This is a genomic window from Bacillus sp. JZ34 (assembly GCF_053903205.1).
Genome location: NZ_CP096403.1, coordinates 1019400 through 1036976 on the forward strand (window position 1 = coordinate 1019400; position 17577 = coordinate 1036976).

Here is a 17577-nt window from a genome sequence, read left to right on the forward strand (position 1 = left end):
ATCGGCTTTTAAAGGCGATATAAATAGTTTATTAGAGGACAAGTTTTATGAAGCGAAAGGAATGACATATGAACATTTGGGATATTTTTGTCGCCATCATACTCGGAATTGTTGAAGGATTAACAGAATATGCCCCTGTTTCGTCAACAGGGCATATGATCATTGTTGACGACGTCTGGCTGAAATCGAAAGAACTGCTCACGCCTGAGGCGGCGAATACCTTTAAAGTCGTGATTCAGCTCGGCTCCATCCTCGCTGTCGCCATCGTATTTAAAGACCGGATTCTCAACCTCTTAGGTGTGAAGAAAAACATGACGGAAGAGCAAAAATCGGGAAACCGCCTTTCCATTGCCCAAATCGCTGTAGGACTTGTTCCCGCCGCTGTGCTCGGCTTTTTATTCGAAGACTATATTGATCAGTACCTGTTTTCCGTACACACCGTTGCGGTCGGTCTCATCGCCGGCGCGGTGCTGATGCTCGGGGCCGACTGGATTAACCGGCGCACGGAGACGACAGATTCGGTTGACCGGATGACGTATAAGCAGGCACTCGGTATGGGGCTGTTTCAATGTCTGGCGCTCTGGCCGGGCTTCTCGCGCTCGGGTTCGACGATTTCGGGCGGTGTTATTCTCGGCTTGAACCACAGAGCGGCCGCCGATTTCACCTTCATCATGGCGATTCCGATCATGATGGGAGCCAGCCTGCTCTCTTTAATTAAAAACTGGGCATATTTAAGTGCAGACCTGTTTCCTTTCTTTATTACAGGGTTTATCAGCGCTTTTATTGTCGCTCTTTTTGTCGTCCGCTTTTTCCTCAGGCTGATCAATAAGATCAAGCTTGTCCCGTTTGCCATCTATCGCATCATTTTAGGGCTTCTTCTGTTCATTTTGTTTCTGTAAAATTACGAACCGATTTCCAGCTGGAAATCGGTTTTTATTATAGGTAAAAAGAATGATATCCTATTATTTCCCACTATAAAACTGCCTGCCAACTTACTATACTAGTAAGAGGGAGGAGATATTGAAATGTTTATTATCGCATGTCTATTGATTATCTTAGGTTTAATGCCTATTTTTTATAAAGCGAACCACAATACAAAAGATGTGAAAGTCAACACGATTTCGGTCGAGCGCGTCCAGGCTCCCGCTTTAAAGAAAAAGCTGAACATTCTTCATCTGTCTGATCTTCATTTAGAAAACATTTCGATTTCACCTGAACAGATTCTTGAACTTGCCAATAAAAAACGAGTGGATCTCATTGCTTTAACAGGAGATTTTCTTGATAGGAAACGAAATATACCAAAGCTTGCAAACTACTTAAAAGCTTTGCAAAAACTAAAGCCGGCATACGGGATGTACGCTGTATTCGGCAACCATGACTACGTATTGAAAGGTGAACACTTTCGGAAGCTGAAACGTGTGCTGGAAGATAACGGATGCATCACCCTTCGAAATCAGCATGTCTCGATTGAAGTGGAAGGTGAGGCACTCAACATTATCGGGATTGATGATTACAGCACGAAGCGAAGCGATATTGCCGCTTCATATAAAGAGCTGAAGGAAGGGTACAACCTTGTATTGACGCATGATCCGAACGTTGTGCTTGATATGCAGGAATTTCACTTTGACTATCTTCTGTCAGGGCACTTTCACGGCGGTCAGATTCATTGGCCGAAGCCTTATCATCTTCTGAAGATGGGAAAGCTTGTGCGAATGAATATGATTAAAGGTCTTCACTATCATCATGACAAACCGTTTTATATCAGCGAGGGATTGGGCCAGACGGGAGCGAATATCCGCATTGGAAGCCGTCCGGAAATGACGTTCCATCACATTTCATAAAAAGAAGAGGCTGTTCCTGTTTTGAGGGATCAGTCTCTTTTTTTGTTATTTCTGCAGATAGGACTTGAACAATTTTTCTTTCGAGATAAACAAATATTGGGAAGGAGGAATTTTACGAAGAGAAAATTGCTTTGTTGTTAAATATAAAATCGGAATCTGCGTCAGTTTTTTAAAGACTCTGTAAAACTGGTTTGCGGGCTCAACGGCTTCAAAACCGAGCCTTTCAACGCCTTTATGCAGCGTCGTAATGCCGATGATGCCTTTGATTTGGTCTGTCCGGTGATGATTTTTAACATATTCGGCCAGGATCGGCATTGAAAAGTACGCCTTTTGATAAATGAGGATGCCTCTTCTGACAGCGCTCTCAATATTTTGAAGCTCTTTGATCAGCTTAATATTATGCAGATGAATTTTGATCAGAACATCGTTCTTCTTAATAACCGTCCCATCGTTTAACACCACATCGATCCCTTTGTACCTTGTGAGACGGACGCGAAAAATGCTCGATTTCGTTTGATCAATGAGTGTCAGTCTTGAAAAAAAATAATAAAACGGGTCAATTACACTCCAAATCGACAAAAAACAGTTTCTCAAGTCGCCACTTTCCTTTCCTGAAAAAATACACTTATATTTTGGCTGGATATTTGAAAAATATAAATGGAAAACATTTTTCTTCTGAAATGGAGGATGGAGATGACAAAGATTCTGATTTTCCCTTTTTTAAGCATTTCCACCGGTCATCATCACGTTGCCGATTCACTGCAGGCAGAACTGCTTCTCAAATCCCATCAATGTGAAAAAATCGACATTTTTTCACATGCTTATCGGCGGCTTGAAAAAGCCTCTTCTGCGGCGTATTTGTCATGGATTCAGTATTTTCCGAAAGTCTACAGCTCGGTCTATCATCTCCTGGCGTGCGGGCGCCATCAAACCGCAAAGCGCCACCTCTTGTACGAGCTGATCTTTTTGAAGGATATGCAGCAGATCATTGCGGAAAAAAAGCCTGATATCGTGTTCTGTACGCATGCATTGCCCTCCTATTTGCTGAACCGCTTAAAAGGCCGATTTCCCGACATGAAAGTGGTCAATGTTTATACCGATTTTTTCGTCAACCGAATTTGGGGAAGAGAAAAGATTGATTATCATTTTGCGCCGATCAAAGACATCAAAGAACAGCTGATCGCAGAAGGCGTTGATGAAGAGAAGATTTTTTTGACCGGAATACCCGTGCATCGTTCCTATAAAATGGAGAGAAAGCCTGGGCAGAACGGGGACAAAAAAGCGGTGTGCAACATCCTCATAACCGGCGGAAGCATGGGGGTGGGCGGCATTTTTAAGCTTGTGCAGGAGCTGTCGCCGAATGGGGATGTCGCATACCAAATACTATGCGGAAAAAACCGAAAGCTCTACCGGTATGTTCATGATTTAAACAATCCATACATTACAGCGCTGCCTTATATCGAAAGCAAAGCAGAAATGAACCGTTTATACGAGGAGGCGTCAGGCATCATGACGAAGCCCGGCGGCGTCACGATCAGCGAGTGCATTGAAAAACAGCTTCCGGTATTTATCTACCATGCGCTGCCCGGACAGGAAGAGATGAATCTCGATATTCTGAAAAAGAAAAACCTTGTCATTGAACTGAATCAGCAAAAACAGGAGCCGATTGAACAGCAGCTGCTCTCCTTTTTCCGTTCGGAAGAAGACATCAGACGCTATCAAATGAGCGTTGGTCAATATTTGCGTGAAAAATCGGACCGGGATATCAGCGACATTTTAGACGGGATCATTCATAACCGGAGCGGTTTAGGGAATGCTCACGTATAAGGAAGGAGGAAGAACGATGTCTGAGAGCCGCAAGAAATCAGTCGTCATGTTGCTGATTGATTCATTAATGGATGAATCGCTTCAAGAAGCCGTGAAAACCGGACAGGCTCCTGGTCTGCGATATTTTCTGGAAAACGGGCGCTATGTCCCTGATATGATCAGCCCTTTTCCGACGATGTCCGTCAATGTTGACAGCACATTGCTTACAGGGGCGAGCAGCGACCGCCATAAAGTTCCGGGTCTTGTGTGGTACAACGCGAAGGAAAAACGGATCATCAATTATGGCAGCCATATTCGAGAGCTTCTGAAATTAGGCATCAAACAATCCTCCAGAGACGTCTTTTACAATTTGAATCAGGTTCATTTAAGCCAACAGGTGAAGACGCTTCACGAAGAGCTTGATGAAAAAGGAATTGAAACGTGCTCGATCAATGCGCTTTTGCACAGGGGGAGCCGGGACGGCTATTTACAGGTTCCTTTTCTTTTTTCAATAATTTCCGGGTTAAACCAATCAGTCAAAATCAACACGTCCCAGCTGTTCTCGTACGGCGGTTTTTCCAAAGTGAATCCGGCAAACCGCTCGCTTTTCAAAAAATTCGGCTTTAATGACCGGTTTTCTGCGAATGAATTGGTTCATCTGATCAAAACAAACAAAGTGCCGCCTCTTGCACTCGTCTATTTTCCCGATCTCGACCAGCACGTACATAAACACGGGAGAAACGACGCAGCAGGGGTCGCGAAAGCAGACCGGCATGTTCAAAAGATTTTAGACAGCTTTCCGTCATGGGAAGCCGCTTTAAAAGATCACATTTGGATCGTGATGGGGGATAACGGACAGGCCTGGATCAGCGGCAATAAAAAAGAAGCATTGATTGATTTGAGAAGTCTTCTAGACGCCTTTCGCATTGTGAAATTAAAGAAAGGCGTGGCAGACGATGACGACATCGTTCTTGCCGTTAACGAAAGAATGGCGTTTATCTATTCGCTCGATAAAGCGAAGCTTCCGCTCACGAGGATCGCGGATATTCTGCAACAGGACGAGAGGATCGACATCATCGGCTGGAAAAATGAAACGGATTCAATTGAGGTCGTTTCGGGGGAGCAGCACGGGAAGCTCACATTTCGGCCGGGAGGCAAGTACACGGATGAATTTGGACAAACGTGGACGCTGGAAGGGGATGTAAACATTCTCGATTTGACGGTCGAGCAAAGCAGCATGAGATACGGAAAGTTTCCCGATGCGCTGGCCAGACTGTACACTTCATTTTTTTCGCATGAAGGCGACTTTTTGATCGCCAATGCAAAGCCTGGATACGAATTTATCGGCGAAGGGTCGCCGACGCACGTCGGAGGAGCCAGCCACGGTGCATTGCACAAGCAGGACTCCCTCGTATCCATGATCATCACCGGAACCGATACAAAGCCGGCATACAATCGCCTTGTCGACGTGAAAGAATGGATTCTCGATTTAGTCAAATCACTGGGAACGGGGCAATGACTAACCCCCTCTCTCAGTGATTATGACGGCTGTCTGATGCCTTTGACAAATGCTGCAAGCGCCGAAGCGATCATCACGAATAGTGAGACTGTTTTTATGATCGCCTGTAAGAGTGCATGTTCTACGACGATATTGGAGTGCACACATAAAGCCAAAATAAATATGGCAATCAATAATCCGTATTTTTCTCTCATAACCGTTTCTCCTTTCGGGCCGTCATCCTCCAAAGAACAGGTCGAGAATGTTTCCGGCGGTTGAAGATTGTTTGTTGTACAGTTCCGAATACCCGCAGTTTTTGCAATAAACGACGAGAAAACGGTTATGCTGCACATCGAACAATTTTGACAGGCCGGTGCCGGTCGTCGCGATTTCTTTTTGCCCCGCATCTGTACTTCCGCACTTGATACATCCTTTATGTTCACGCATAGCGCTTCTCCTTTCATGATGTAAAATCCAACCAACTTCATTATAATGGAATGTTCTTCAAAAGAAAATATTTCTCAGGAAATGACCGGTCGGAAAAGAGGGGAAAACGGACTGATCCTTTTTGCTTATAAAAATCTCTCGAAGACCGGTTATTTTATTTTTTCGTCGAAAAAACAATCCTTTTAACCTATTCATTCGCCTAGGACCATCCTGTAAGATAAACCTATTACAATATCATCCACTACAGGAAAATAGTTTTTATTGACTAGGATAAATGAAAGGGGCAGCTGCTTTGAGCGAAGGTTTTTGGGATTCAGTAGGCAACTTTTTGCACATATCCTACACGGAAAATGAACGAAAACGCGACGAGTATAAAAATTTATACGACTTTTTATCTGATAAAGAAAGCGATGTTAAGACGAAATTAGCAGAAGTTGATGCAAGTTTGAAAGCATACAACAGCAATCTCCCGGACTTGAAAATCCCTTCCCACGAATTTGAGGATACACGCCATGAAAAGGATGCCAAGCTGAAGGAATTGGTCAAGCATTTTAAAGATATGGTCGATGACATTCAAAGCGCCAAGTCGAAGGCGAAAAGCAAGTGGGAGTATTATAAAGCAAAAGCTGAAGCTGAAGAGAAAAAGGCGTAGAGGAGGAACAGCCGAGTCATGGACGGATATGGATACTACAACTATCAAGCGGCCAATCCGAAAGTAAGCGGAGAGACTGTGAAAATTTCACATAATGGAACAATAAAAGCGCATTCCCATGCGAAAGCGATCGAAAAACATGTTGGCGACTCGCTGAAAAAAGCAAAGGAATTGAAAGCGTATGTTGAAAGCGGAAAATGGAGCGGAAAAACCCGCGACGCATTCTTAAGCTACCTTGAGCTGATTATCGAATTGAATGCCGATATGAAAGACGCCTTGAAAGATCATACGGCTGCATTAGATGCACTGCAAATGCACATCGACGATTTTTCAAAGCTCAGTGAAGTGCAGGAAATCAAAAACTTATAACAGGGAAGGAGAATGACATGCAGGTGAAAGCAGATACGCTGTCGGCGGCAGAACTTTATGTTTTAGCAGGAGCAGCCGGAGTTACCTACATATTCGGTCTTCCGGAACGCGAACAGCTGGCCTTGGCTGAGCCGGATTGTGCAGTAAAAGCAAAAGAGAGCCTGATTGAAAAAGGCATCCTTTTAAAGGAAGGCAAGCTGACCAAGACCGCTTTTTTTCTGATTAAGCTGCTGAAGCAATATCAAGAAAGCGAAGAATTCGTGCGCTTTAATAACGTCATGTGCGCATTTTTGCCGGACGATGAGGAGCGCGTTGTCGCTCTGACTGAAAGAAGCCAGGGCAAAGGCTACACATTAGATTATTTGGAAAAGCGCGAAGTTTATTTATCGCTTATTTCCAACGTGTCATTTTTAGTAAGAGAGCCGCGTGATCAAGACCTCGCTTTTTTGACAAAACCGATGAGCGCCGCTGAAAAAGCCGAAGTCAGGGCAATGGATCTTGATCAAAAAGAAGTTCTTGCTGTGGAAACGTTCAAGCTTGCCTCGCAGCAAAAACCGGCAGACACCGGTTTCCAGACGACAACACTTTACTTTACAAAAGGCGAAGATTTCATCTCGGTTGATCCTTTAAATGATCGATATGAATGGATCAGCCTTTATATTGTGAACAACCGGATCTATGACGCACTGCACATCAATTTCAGAGCAGGGAGGGCGATGCTATGAATGCAGAAGGCGGAGCAGGAGGCGGCGGTACAAACATCCATCTCGAGTTTGAAGAAATGATCACCATTTCCAATAAGCTGAAAAGCATCTGCGATATTTATACAGAAGGGGTTCAGAAAGAAATCAAAAACCTTTCAGAATCCGATTTTTATAAAGCCGGACAGGCATCAAAAGCGATTGAAAGCTACGCGGATATTCTCGGGAAGACGATGGAGCTGTTTGATAATTACTGTATAGCTTCCCATATTGTCAGTTATGCGATGGAGAAAATGTATGAAACAGATAAAGAGCTTCAAAAACTCTACAAGATTCAGAAATAGAAATGAGGCGATCATCTAAATGGATGTGAAATACGTACCGGAAGAATGGCAGGGCATGAAAGACGGGCTCGATGCGCTGACGGGCGGACCATATGGCGGCGGTATGAAAGCCGGCCTTATCAAACTCAACGATCTCTTGGAAGATATCGAATCCAAAATCAAAGACAAGGACAGCGACAGGTCGATCAGCTTTACCCACACAAGCAAAAAAAGCAAGATCGAGGAACTGTTTAAGGATTATCAAAAGCTGGCTGACTTTTGCCTGAAAGCCGGCAGTTTGGTGGAAGATCACATTGACAGCCCTTTTTATAAAAAAATAGACGCGTTCGCCGAAAAAATGCGCGGACTGACGATACATAATTACACGACCGCGAACCGGATCGGCTCCAAGGAAACCACTTACGTCGGATACGGCATGTCCAAACAAGCGGTCGAAACCGACAAAGCGAAAGTGAGCGTAAATGATATCTTCAAAGACTCGGAATCGTTTGATCACGTACTGAGCAAAGAATTTGAAGAATTCCAGATCAACCACCCCGACATCGAATTATCGTATGAAGAATACATGAAAGCGATTGCCTCTTCCCGCGGATTTGAATACGAATCAATCGGAGATGTCCAAAAGAATCAGGAATTGTGGCGGGATCTTCTGGCCGGTGCAGGCATCATCGTGCTCACCATCTTTTGTGCACCGGCCGGTCTCACGGTGGCCGTCGCCTACGGAGGAGCCAATATTTCGAGCGCCGCAACCGGAAAAGACTGGATGACACAACGGGAGTTAAACACAGACGAAAGGGTTGAAAGAGGCGTGTTCGGCGCCCTTGACATCATCCCGGGGGCAGCCGCGGCAAAAGGTACATTTAAAAGCGCAGCCACAATCGGCCAAATTTCAAGCAAAACAGAACATATGGTACAATCTTTTAAAGACAGCAAAAACATCTGGGCGAACCGCATGAAGGTGAATGGGCTGAAAGCTCAAGACCGACTCAACGACGCAGGCTTCGCCATCAAAAAACAATTCGCCAAAAGCGCCGACGCTTTGAGCGATATTGCCCGCGGTGCAGAAGCAGGAGCCGGCGGCACCCTCGTCCGAAAAGGGTCCAATTACTCCGCCCACGTCAACGACGCCCATAAGGCGTCGAAAGCGAAGATGCAGGATTCGATTCAGCGGGTTGAGAAGGAGATTGAGGCTGGGAAAGTCGGCAAAGGGAGTAGTTCTTCTGGTGCTAAGACAACAAATAGTTCGGAAAAATATAATCCAGTTTCTATTGATGTATATGCATATCAACTACTAAAAAAGGAATTATTAAAAGGTGATATAATAAGCAACTCAAAAAAAATAATTAATGGAGCCGACTTATGGGATCAAAAGGCAGTTGATATATTGACTAAAGATGGTTCGAACATTAGTGATTGGTGGAAAATGGAATCGATATATTCATATAAAACAGAGTTTGGAGAGGGAAAGATACATTACTATCAAAACTCAAGAACTGGTGAAGTAAGCTCATTTGATAGTAAATTGAAAATCCCGAAATCAAAAGATTTACGAAAAGACTCGAAGGATTTATTTTGGATTATAGATTTAGATGACAATTTTGTACCGTCTAAACTGAGGTGATTAAAATGAGAGTAAAGTGTATAGAAAGAGACAATAGTTTACCTGATATAACACAAAACAAAATCTATTCCGTTTATGAATGTGAGTATAAAAAAAATGATGAAGAAATTAATTATAACTCATTTAGAATTCAGGATGATTACGGAAGTGTAATTCCATATGAAGCAAAATATTTTAAAACTGTCTCAAACAACAATTCTAATTATGTTGAAAAAAAAATAGCAGAAGATGAGTATAAGCTTACTCATAAATTTATTTCTTATAGTGGATTTTGGTCCATGTTTTATGAGGAAGATGGTACTTCCTTAGATGATTTTTGGAGGGCAAAAAAGGATATATATATACAAGAAATGAGTCAAGATGAAATGCGCGAGATATTGCAAGGAGAGAATCAGGATGAGAGAGACTTTATTTTAGAATTATTAATGGAAATAAAGGATGACTATTTTATAGAGGATTCGATTAAGATAGGACGCAGACAATTGAAAGAGTGGACAACAAATCATAGTTTGGAAACATTGTTCTTATATATTAGTCATTTTAAAAATGAAGAAATTGATAATTTTTTTATAGAATATCTTTCTGAAAATGAAAAAGGAAACGACAAATTAGATAGAATAGTTAGTGACTATTTTAATAATTAATTGAATGGGTTTAAAAAAAGAAGAGCAAATAAAACTAAAACGCATGGAAATCGATCTCCATGCGTTTTCAAGATGAATCAACAAAGCGGGTGTGCCAAATGAAAAGAAGAATAATATCGTTTCAGTGGAACAATGATAACCATATCTCACAATTTAAAAAAAGACTGTACTCCACTATCCTTGGCGGGGTTATCGGTGATGCGCTGGGCGTCCCTGTGGAATTTAAAGCTAGAAACTTAAATATCACTGGAATGATAGGGTACGGGACTTATAATCAACCGCCTGGGACATGGTCAGATGATACATCACTCACTTTGTGTTTAATGGAGAATCTGATCGAAGAAAAAGATGAGACCGAATTGATGAAAAAGTTTGCTGCGTATCGGGAAGGGTACTGGACTCCATACGGCAGCATGTTTGATATTGGCAGAGCGACTGATGATGCAATCGAGCGCTTCAAAAGGGGCGTTCCAATTGAACAATGCGGCGGAGCGTCTGAGTTTGATAATGGAAACGGAGCATTGATGAGAATATCTCCGTTGGCTTTTATGCTATGGAACGAATCAGATTTTTCAAAAAGACAAGCTGAGATCGAAAGGTGGGCATTTATTACACATCGTCATCCCCGATCTACGCTGGGATGTATCATTTATATAGAATTCTTAATAAACTTGTTTGATCATTCTCCTAAAGAGGCGTATAAACAAGCAGTCCATTCTTGTGTGGAGAATTTGAGAGGAACCGAGTATGAAAATGAGTTTTCTTCGTATAAGAGGATACTTAATGATGACATTGCGAGTGTTAAAAGAGAAAACATCATGTCAGACGGCTATGTTGTGCACTCTTTAGAAGCGGCATTGTGGTGTTTCCTCAATTCAGACCGTTATTCTGATGCTGTATTGGAAGCAGTGAACCTGGGGGAAGACACAGATACAATTGCCTTTATTACAGGTACGATGGCTGGAATGTATGATCAAATGGAAAGCATCCCGGAAGAATGGATCACTGCCTTGGCTAGGATAGATGACATTCTGGATTTGTCTGAAAGGTTCACTCAGTTCTGTTTTGAAAAATCAAAGCAATAGCGCTTGTCTAGGTGAAAAAGAAAATGCCTGCTGACAGAGCATTTTCTTTTTCACATCAAAAACCGCTTGCTTTTCTCCAAAAATCCATCTATAATAAATCATGTCTTAAATATACGGGGCATTAGCTCAGCTGGGAGAGCGCTACACTGGCAGTGTAGAGGTCAGCGGTTCGAGCCCGCTATGCTCCATCTTTAAAACCCTTGATCATTCAAGGGTTTTTTTGTTGCCTTTTTTACGCGATCCATTTTTGCGGGGTGATGGCCTATCTGTCTGTACGGTATTGGACGACTGGCCATTTTTCTTTTCGCAGAGCGTTCATCAGCTCCGGTCCTACATGCAAATGCTCTTCAATCAGCTCTCTTGGAGTCAGCGCCATCCACTGATTTAATGAAATGTCTGCAAAGCGGCTGCTTTTGAATATTTCTAAAAACCACAGGCTTTCGCTGCCTGTATTTTGAATGTAATGCCCCATGGCAAATGGGACATACCCGACATCACCCGCCCGGTAATTAAAGGTGCGGGCAGTCCCGTTTGCCGCAAATACTGTCATTCGCCCGGTTCCTGTGATATAGTACTGCCATTCATCGTTGTTCGGGTGCCAATGCATTTCCCTCATTCCGCCGGGCTTGACTTCGACGAGCGCGGCGGCGATCGTTGTCGAAATTGGAAAGTTTGAAGAATCAACAATTCGCACCGTTCCGCCGGGTGTTACGATAGGTTTTTGTGCAAACAGCCTGTAAGCGAAGCTTTTTGGTACGGTTCCATACGGGTCGGGCACTTTTTGGTTTTCGAGCGGTCCCGGCACTTTTGCTTGGAAGATGTATCGCTGTTTGTCGGGGATGCGGGCGAAGGCGCTTTCGTGTACACCGAAATTCGCGGCCAGAATATCTTTCGGTGTGTGTGCGAACCAATCTGTAATCGTGAAGGTATCGAACTCGGAGAAGTTCCCGTCGTCAAAAACGAGGAGAAATTCGCAGCCATCCTCAAGCCCTTGAATCGAGTGCGGTATTCCGGCGGGAAAGAACCACAAATCCCCGGGGCCGACATCGGCGATAAAGTTTCGGCCGTCCTGATCGACGGCGGTAATGCGCGCATGGCCCAAAATCATGTAAGCCCATTCCGATTGCTTATGCCAATGCAGCTCGCGCACCCCGCCTGGCGTCAGCCGCATATTGACGCCGGCAATCGTCGTTGATACCGGCAGCTCCCGGACAGTTATTTCGCGCGACCAGCCGCCATGATTTAACTGCATATGTGTGTCTGAAAAAGAAAACTTTAAATTGGGGATTGCTCCGGCATCTGTTTTTGGAGGAACGAACATGTCGGGATTCTCTAAATCCCGCATTACGTCGCGGGGCCCAAAATCAGTCGCGCCCGCACCATCGTGTCTTATTGGATGAGGCACGCGATTGTACCAAGCTGGAGTCCCGGCTGTTCTTTTCATGTAAAAAGCTCCCTTCACAGGTCGTGTATACCGAAATTTATGACAGGGACGCTTAAAATATATCAAATCGAAAAAAATCGGAGCCTTCTTAAGACACTTTTAAAAAAACTAGATGGACAGATTTGCATTTCCTTTGGCAGCAGAAGAAAACCTTCGATTTAAAGTCTGCACGGCACGGGCTCCTGCTGTTTGCCTTCCACCGCTAACGATTACTGACTGAATGATTTCGCCCGAAGCTGAATAAGAATGAGATAGAAAGCATCCGGGCAATTTTCGAACGGCTACATGAATGAATACTATGTGACAAGAAAGAAGGGAGCGTTGATGAAAAAGCTTTGCCGGGAAGTCTGGGTAGAGGTAAACCTTGATGCGATTAAAAAAAATTTGCGCGCATTTCGGCGGCATATTCCGAAGAGGAGCAAGATTATGGCTGTCGTAAAAGCGAACGCTTATGGTCACGGCTCGGTGGAAGTGGCACGCCATGCACTGGAAAACGGCGCGAGTGAGCTCGCCGTTGCCTCGGTGGAGGAAGCGGTCGTTTTGCGAAAAGCGGGGATTGACGCACCGATCCTTGTGCTCGGTTTCACCCCGCTTAGCTGTGTGAAAGAAGCGGCAGCTTGGAATATATCGTTATCAGCATTTCAAGTTGACTGGATTAAAGAAGCGAACGAGATATTGGAAACAGAAGCAACCCCTGACCGGCTGTCTGTTCATATCAATGTGGATACCGGCATGGGGCGTTTAGGTGTACGCACAAAAGAAAGGCTTTTAGCAATTGTGGAAGCGCTGGCGGCAAGTGAAAACCTCAGATGGGAAGGGATTTTCACGCATTTTTCCACAGCTGACGAACCGGATACTGAGCTAACCATGATTCAACACGAAAAGTTTATCAGCTTTCTCCGCTTTCTGAAAGAACAAGGCTTTAAGCTGCCTACGGTGCATATGAACAACACGGCCGCGGCGATCGCTTTTCCGGAATTCAGCGCTGATATGATTCGCCTAGGTATCGGAATGTATGGATTATATCCTTCCGATTATATCAGGCAGCTCAATCTCGTTAAGCTTGTGCCTGCACTAAGCTTGAAGGCGCGCATCGCTTATGTGAAAACCATGTTGACAGAACCGCGGACCGTTAGTTATGGCGCTACATATGTTGCGGAGCGCGGGGAAGTGATTGCCACGATTCCGGTCGGCTATGCTGACGGTTATTCCCGTGAACTTTCCAATCGCGGATTTATTCTACACCGCGGAAGACGGGTGCCGGTGGCGGGAAGAGTAACAATGGACATGATAATGGTCAGTCTGGGAGAGAGCGAAGGTAAACAAGGAGAGGAAGTCGTGATTTACGGCCGGCAAAAGGGAGCTGAAATTTCCGTTGATGAAGTTGCGGAAATGCTTGATACGATCAATTATGAAGTGGTATCTACAATAAGCTGGCGCGTCCCCCGTTTTTATATAAGAGACGGCAAGATTTTTAAAAAGTCGACCCCGCTGTTATACGTGTAGTTTTCCCATACTCACAGGCTGTTTTCTCGATCATTGATAAAATAGGAAAAGTGCAAATTCTTGACAAAAAAATTTATTTATGCTATAATTTACTAATTGAATATTGGTGTGTATAATAGGATTCTCCTGGCCGGGAGAATCCTATTTTTTTTGCGTTTGATGAAGGAGTGTACGACATGAAAAAAGATGAATCGAGTGTAACGTCTCTTATTTCGGCTTTTGGCAGAGCTTATCACAGCCAATATGATGAACCAAAAATTTTTGATGACAATCTAGCCAAAACGCTCATTTCCCAACAAGAATTTTCTGATATTAAAAACAGTTTCATTCAAGGTATACAGTTCTTCAACAAAGATATAGCGGAAAAATACGAGGGAGACGATGAAGAAATATTAAAATGGGTCACACAAATTCAGCTCTCTCCGACGCCGCTCGCGCGTGCCGCATATTGCGAAAGCGTGCTGCACCATGAGATTCGATTTGGAGCAGAACAATACGTGATTCTTGGGGCAGGGCTGGATACTTTTTGTTTTCGGAACCTAGAGTTAAAAGGCAAAATTGATATCTTTGAAATTGACCATCCGGCGACACAAAAATGGAAAAAGGAAAGGCTGGACAAAGCAGGTTTTCACATCCCGGCCCACCTTCATTTTATTCCTTTGGACTTTGCCAAGGCATTTTCTTATCAAGAATTGGCTGATAAGGGTTTTCATTTTAACAAAAAAACGTTCTTTAGCTTTTTGGGCGTTTCCTACTACTTAACAAAGGAAGAAACCGAAAAATTGCTGAGACAATTAATGGCTGATCTTCCTTCAGGAAGTTCGATCGTTTTTGATTATGCGGATGAAAACCTGTTCAAAGAAAAAGGTTTCTCCAACAGGGTGGAAAATATGGTGAAAATGGCAGCGGCAGGCGGAGAACCGATGAAGTCATGCTATTCGTATCAGGAAATCCAGCATATGCTGGAGCAATCCGGACTGCTCGTTTATGAGCATTTGTCACCGTCGGATATTCAAGAGCGTTATTTTAAAAATCGAAAAGATGATCTGTCAGCCTTTGAAACGATTCACTACATTCATGCCGTGAAAAATTAAACACGAATCAAGAAAAACGCCCGGGGCCGGGCGTTTTTCCTATTTTAAGCCGCGCGATCGTCTTTCTGTTTTTCTTGGGGGAGTACAAGCTGTTTAGGAGGGCATTTGCGCTGCGTCAATTCGGACACAGCGAAGATCGTCATAAATGCTGTAACCGCAGCCAGCGTCCGGAAAGGAAAGAGGACTGTGCCGTCTTCAATCATCGGATACGGCAGAAGCGGCGGGATGCCGAATGCGGGTTCACCGCCGCCCAGCCTCAGAATGACCGCAACTGCAAATCCGGAAATTGACCCGTACAGGTTTGCTCTTTTATAAAAGAGGGCCATTGTTAACTGGGGAAAAAGAATGCAATAAACTAAATCCGATGCCAAATACCATAAAGTATAAACGCTTTTGACATTCAGCGCGATGATCGCTGCTCCCGCGCCGAACAAAATGATTGAGCGTTTGACGACTTTTTGCAGCTGTTTTTGGGTGGCCTTCGGCTTGATCAGCGGACGGTAAATATTCCATGCGGCCATTGATGATGCCGATAGAATCGATGAGTCCATGCTTGACATAACGGCAGCTGCAATTGCACCCAAACCGATGCCAGCGATAATTCCCGGCGTTAAATACGCAAGCGTTTGCGGCAAAATCATCGCCGGGTTATCCGGAGCGCTCGCTCCGAACAGGCTCCAATCCGCACTGTTTCCGGCAGCTCCGATGATCACGCACGGAATGGCGGCAATGATACAGATCACTCCGGCAATAATCGACTGCCACATGGCGGCGTTTTCCGATTTTGCCGAAAGAACGCGCTGAAAGTACACCTGCCATGCGATACCACCGAAAATTAAGAGGAGCGCATTATCCCACCAGTTCCAAAACAGGTTTCCCCATTCAGGATTTTTCCAGCCGTCCAACGGCGGAAACAGATTGGCGCTGCTTCCGAAATCGTGCCTGTAATTTGCCCATACGATATCGAATGAACCGACATTTGACAACACAAATGGGACGACTAAAAACAGCCCGAGCAAAATGATGATCATTTGGAAGACATCTGTGAAAGCGACTGCCCACATGCCTCCGGCCACCGTATAAGCGATGGCGATCATCGCCGAAAGAATAATCGACGTTTGGAAATCGATATTCAGAATCATTCCGAAAGTCGTGCCCAATGCCGTTAAGATCGCGGCGCTCCAAAACAATTCTCCTAACAGCGCCGGTATATATAAAACACCGGCCATCCGCTTACCGAAGCGCTGTTCGAGAGGATCGATAATGGTCATAAATTGATGACGGCGCATTTTTCTGGCGAAGAAAATACCGCCGATAATCAGGCTTAATGCGTAGCCCCAGGGTGCCTGGGCCCAGATGAGACCGTCGCTGTAAGCCGATTCGGCCGTTCCGTTAATATATCCGCCGCCGACCCATGTTGCGGCCATCGTCACCATTCCGACGAAAAACGGCATGCTCCTTTTTGCCACGATCATATCAGAAAAAGAATTTGATTTCTTTGCTGCGTAAAAAGCGCCTAAATAATAGGTGAAAGCAAAGAATATCATCATGGAGATAAAGCCGCCCCAATGAATGTCTGCATTCGAAATGCCGATATACGCGAGTAAGCCTCCCGCAAACAACACAAAAATACCTAATTTGATCCAGTTTTTTTTCTTCTCAGCATAATTCATGTATGCACATCGCCTCCGGTAATAATTTTTCGAATTTTCTTGAAATTAAAATGTGAAAAAAGGTTTTGCGCCACTCTGGGAAGTATGCAAACTGCTGACTTCAGAGCGGATAAAACCTTTTTATTCCTTGTTATCAATCGGTATAAACTCAAAAATCTCTCCGGATTGGACAGATTTCGCGAGTCTCAGCAGCCAGTCATAATACGGTTTTGACTGTTCCAACTGGTCATAAAGAGTTCTCGCTTCTTCTTTTATACTTTCGTCAAGCCCATCGCTTTCGACGATGTCCTCCAATGCTTTTTGAGCGTCTTGAATGGCCATGAGATTCACTTTGACTTCCCTTTCCCATTTTTGCGGGAAAAAGCTTGTGAAAAATTTGAAGAAATCCTTTTCAGCAACAAAGCTGTGTTTTCTTCTTCCTCTATGGAATGTCTTTTTGACGACGTTTAAGTCTTGGAGTTTTTTTACGCTTGTGCTCATGCTGGGCTTGCTCATTTGCAGTTCTTCCCGCATTTCGTCCAGTGTCATTTCATCCGAAAGGTACATGGTTCCGTACAAAATACCCGCACTCCGGGTAATGCCGTACAGATCCATCGTTTCTGCGATTGAATCAATGACAAGATCTTTTGCCTGTGCGATCGCTTCTTTTGCTGAAAGATCACGGGGATTGTCCATTACTTGCCTCCTTTCACAGGAGCGGAACATCAGCATTGCAGATTCAATGCCCCGGAAAAACGGGGATTAATCTGAAATCCGCGTTAAGTTTGTTAAGTTATTTCTGTATGTTCTTTATCTTAACGAAAGAAATTCAAATGTCAAAATCAAAATTTTTTTTCAAATGGCCTCAGCCCG

General features: G+C 44.1%; 19 protein-coding genes and 1 tRNA gene. 14 read left to right on the forward strand and 6 right to left on the reverse strand.

Annotated elements, in window-relative coordinates; all coding sequences use genetic code 11:
• Window positions 1-68 precede the first annotated feature (68 nt).
• Window positions 69-899, forward strand: a complete 831-nt coding sequence (locus tag M1D90_RS05060; RefSeq protein ID WP_023856116.1) for an undecaprenyl-diphosphate phosphatase — start codon at window positions 69-71, stop codon at window positions 897-899.
• Window positions 900-1025: 126 nt separating this feature from the next.
• Window positions 1026-1841 (forward strand): metallophosphoesterase, encoded by an 816-nt coding sequence (locus M1D90_RS05065; protein ID WP_020452740.1) that lies wholly within the window; start codon window positions 1026-1028, stop codon window positions 1839-1841.
• A gap of 45 nt (window positions 1842-1886) precedes the next feature.
• On the opposite strand, the gene M1D90_RS05070 is transcribed toward M1D90_RS05065, so the two are convergent.
• A complete protein-coding gene (locus M1D90_RS05070) occupies window positions 1887-2435 on the reverse strand; it encodes a YkoP family protein (protein ID WP_023856115.1) in 549 nt (182 codons plus the stop codon).
• Window positions 2436-2534: 99 nt separating this feature from the next.
• Here M1D90_RS05070 and M1D90_RS05075 point away from each other — a divergent pair, with 99 nt between their 5' ends.
• Complete coding sequence (locus M1D90_RS05075; RefSeq protein ID WP_035337557.1) at window positions 2535-3668, forward strand: MGDG synthase family glycosyltransferase; 1134 nt, start codon at window positions 2535-2537, stop codon at window positions 3666-3668.
• 16 nt (window positions 3669-3684) lie between these two features.
• The gene (locus M1D90_RS05080; protein ID WP_079289170.1) at window positions 3685-5166 is read left to right on the forward strand and encodes an alkaline phosphatase family protein; all 1482 of its coding nucleotides are present in this window, start codon (window positions 3685-3687) and stop codon (window positions 5164-5166) included.
• A 20-nt stretch (window positions 5167-5186) separates the two neighbouring features.
• Here M1D90_RS05080 and M1D90_RS05085 read toward each other — a convergent pair whose 3' ends face one another.
• On the reverse strand, window positions 5187-5360 hold the full coding sequence (locus tag M1D90_RS05085) for a hypothetical protein (protein ID WP_020452736.1): 174 nt from the start codon (window positions 5358-5360) through the stop codon (window positions 5187-5189).
• A 22-nt stretch (window positions 5361-5382) separates the two neighbouring features.
• The gene (locus M1D90_RS05090; RefSeq protein WP_003184724.1) at window positions 5383-5592 is read right to left on the reverse strand and encodes a zinc ribbon domain-containing protein; all 210 of its coding nucleotides are present in this window, start codon (window positions 5590-5592) and stop codon (window positions 5383-5385) included.
• A gap of 292 nt (window positions 5593-5884) precedes the next feature.
• On the opposite strand from M1D90_RS05090, the gene M1D90_RS05095 reads away from it, so the two are divergent.
• From M1D90_RS05095 to M1D90_RS05130, 8 genes are all read left to right on the forward strand, one after another.
• Window positions 5885-6244 (forward strand): hypothetical protein, encoded by a 360-nt coding sequence (locus tag M1D90_RS05095; RefSeq protein WP_023856112.1) that lies wholly within the window; start codon window positions 5885-5887, stop codon window positions 6242-6244.
• Window positions 6245-6262: 18 nt separating this feature from the next.
• Entirely contained in the window at window positions 6263-6613 is a 351-nt protein-coding gene (locus M1D90_RS05100; RefSeq protein ID WP_020452734.1) for a WXG100 family type VII secretion target, read from the forward strand.
• A 17-nt stretch (window positions 6614-6630) separates the two neighbouring features.
• Entirely contained in the window at window positions 6631-7338 is a 708-nt protein-coding gene (locus M1D90_RS05105; RefSeq protein ID WP_456283172.1) for a DUF5081 family protein, read from the forward strand.
• Complete coding sequence (locus tag M1D90_RS05110) at window positions 7335-7658, forward strand: hypothetical protein (RefSeq protein WP_003184717.1); 324 nt, start codon at window positions 7335-7337, stop codon at window positions 7656-7658. The genes M1D90_RS05105 and M1D90_RS05110 overlap by 4 nt, the downstream gene beginning before the upstream one ends.
• A gap of 19 nt (window positions 7659-7677) precedes the next feature.
• Window positions 7678-9279, forward strand: coding sequence for a hypothetical protein (locus M1D90_RS05115; RefSeq protein WP_229129359.1), 1602 nt, complete (start codon window positions 7678-7680; stop codon window positions 9277-9279).
• Window positions 9280-9284: 5 nt separating this feature from the next.
• On the forward strand, window positions 9285-9923 hold the full coding sequence (locus M1D90_RS05120; RefSeq protein ID WP_101561531.1) for a hypothetical protein: 639 nt from the start codon (window positions 9285-9287) through the stop codon (window positions 9921-9923).
• 98 nt (window positions 9924-10021) lie between these two features.
• Entirely contained in the window at window positions 10022-11008 is a 987-nt protein-coding gene (locus M1D90_RS05125) for an ADP-ribosylglycohydrolase family protein (protein ID WP_216919651.1), read from the forward strand.
• 115 nt (window positions 11009-11123) lie between these two features.
• A tRNA-Ala gene (locus tag M1D90_RS05130) sits at window positions 11124-11196 on the forward strand.
• 74 nt (window positions 11197-11270) lie between these two features.
• Here M1D90_RS05130 and M1D90_RS05135 read toward each other — a convergent pair.
• Window positions 11271-12452, reverse strand: a complete 1182-nt coding sequence (locus tag M1D90_RS05135; protein WP_456283173.1) for an oxalate decarboxylase family bicupin — start codon at window positions 12450-12452, stop codon at window positions 11271-11273.
• A 324-nt stretch (window positions 12453-12776) separates the two neighbouring features.
• Between M1D90_RS05135 and alr the strand changes: the two genes are divergently transcribed.
• Entirely contained in the window at window positions 12777-13958 is a 1182-nt protein-coding gene (gene alr, locus M1D90_RS05140) for an alanine racemase (protein WP_020452719.1), read from the forward strand.
• A gap of 176 nt (window positions 13959-14134) precedes the next feature.
• The gene (locus M1D90_RS05145; protein WP_023856015.1) at window positions 14135-15052 is read left to right on the forward strand and encodes a class I SAM-dependent methyltransferase; all 918 of its coding nucleotides are present in this window, start codon (window positions 14135-14137) and stop codon (window positions 15050-15052) included.
• Between the two features lie 44 nt (window positions 15053-15096).
• Here M1D90_RS05145 and M1D90_RS05150 read toward each other — a convergent pair whose 3' ends face one another.
• Complete coding sequence (locus M1D90_RS05150) at window positions 15097-16725, reverse strand: sodium:solute symporter family protein (protein ID WP_023856014.1); 1629 nt, start codon at window positions 16723-16725, stop codon at window positions 15097-15099.
• A gap of 120 nt (window positions 16726-16845) precedes the next feature.
• A complete protein-coding gene (cudC, locus tag M1D90_RS05155; RefSeq protein WP_023856013.1) occupies window positions 16846-17400 on the reverse strand; it encodes a choline uptake/conversion transcriptional regulator CudC in 555 nt (184 codons plus the stop codon).
• Window positions 17401-17577: the final 177 nt, after the last annotated feature.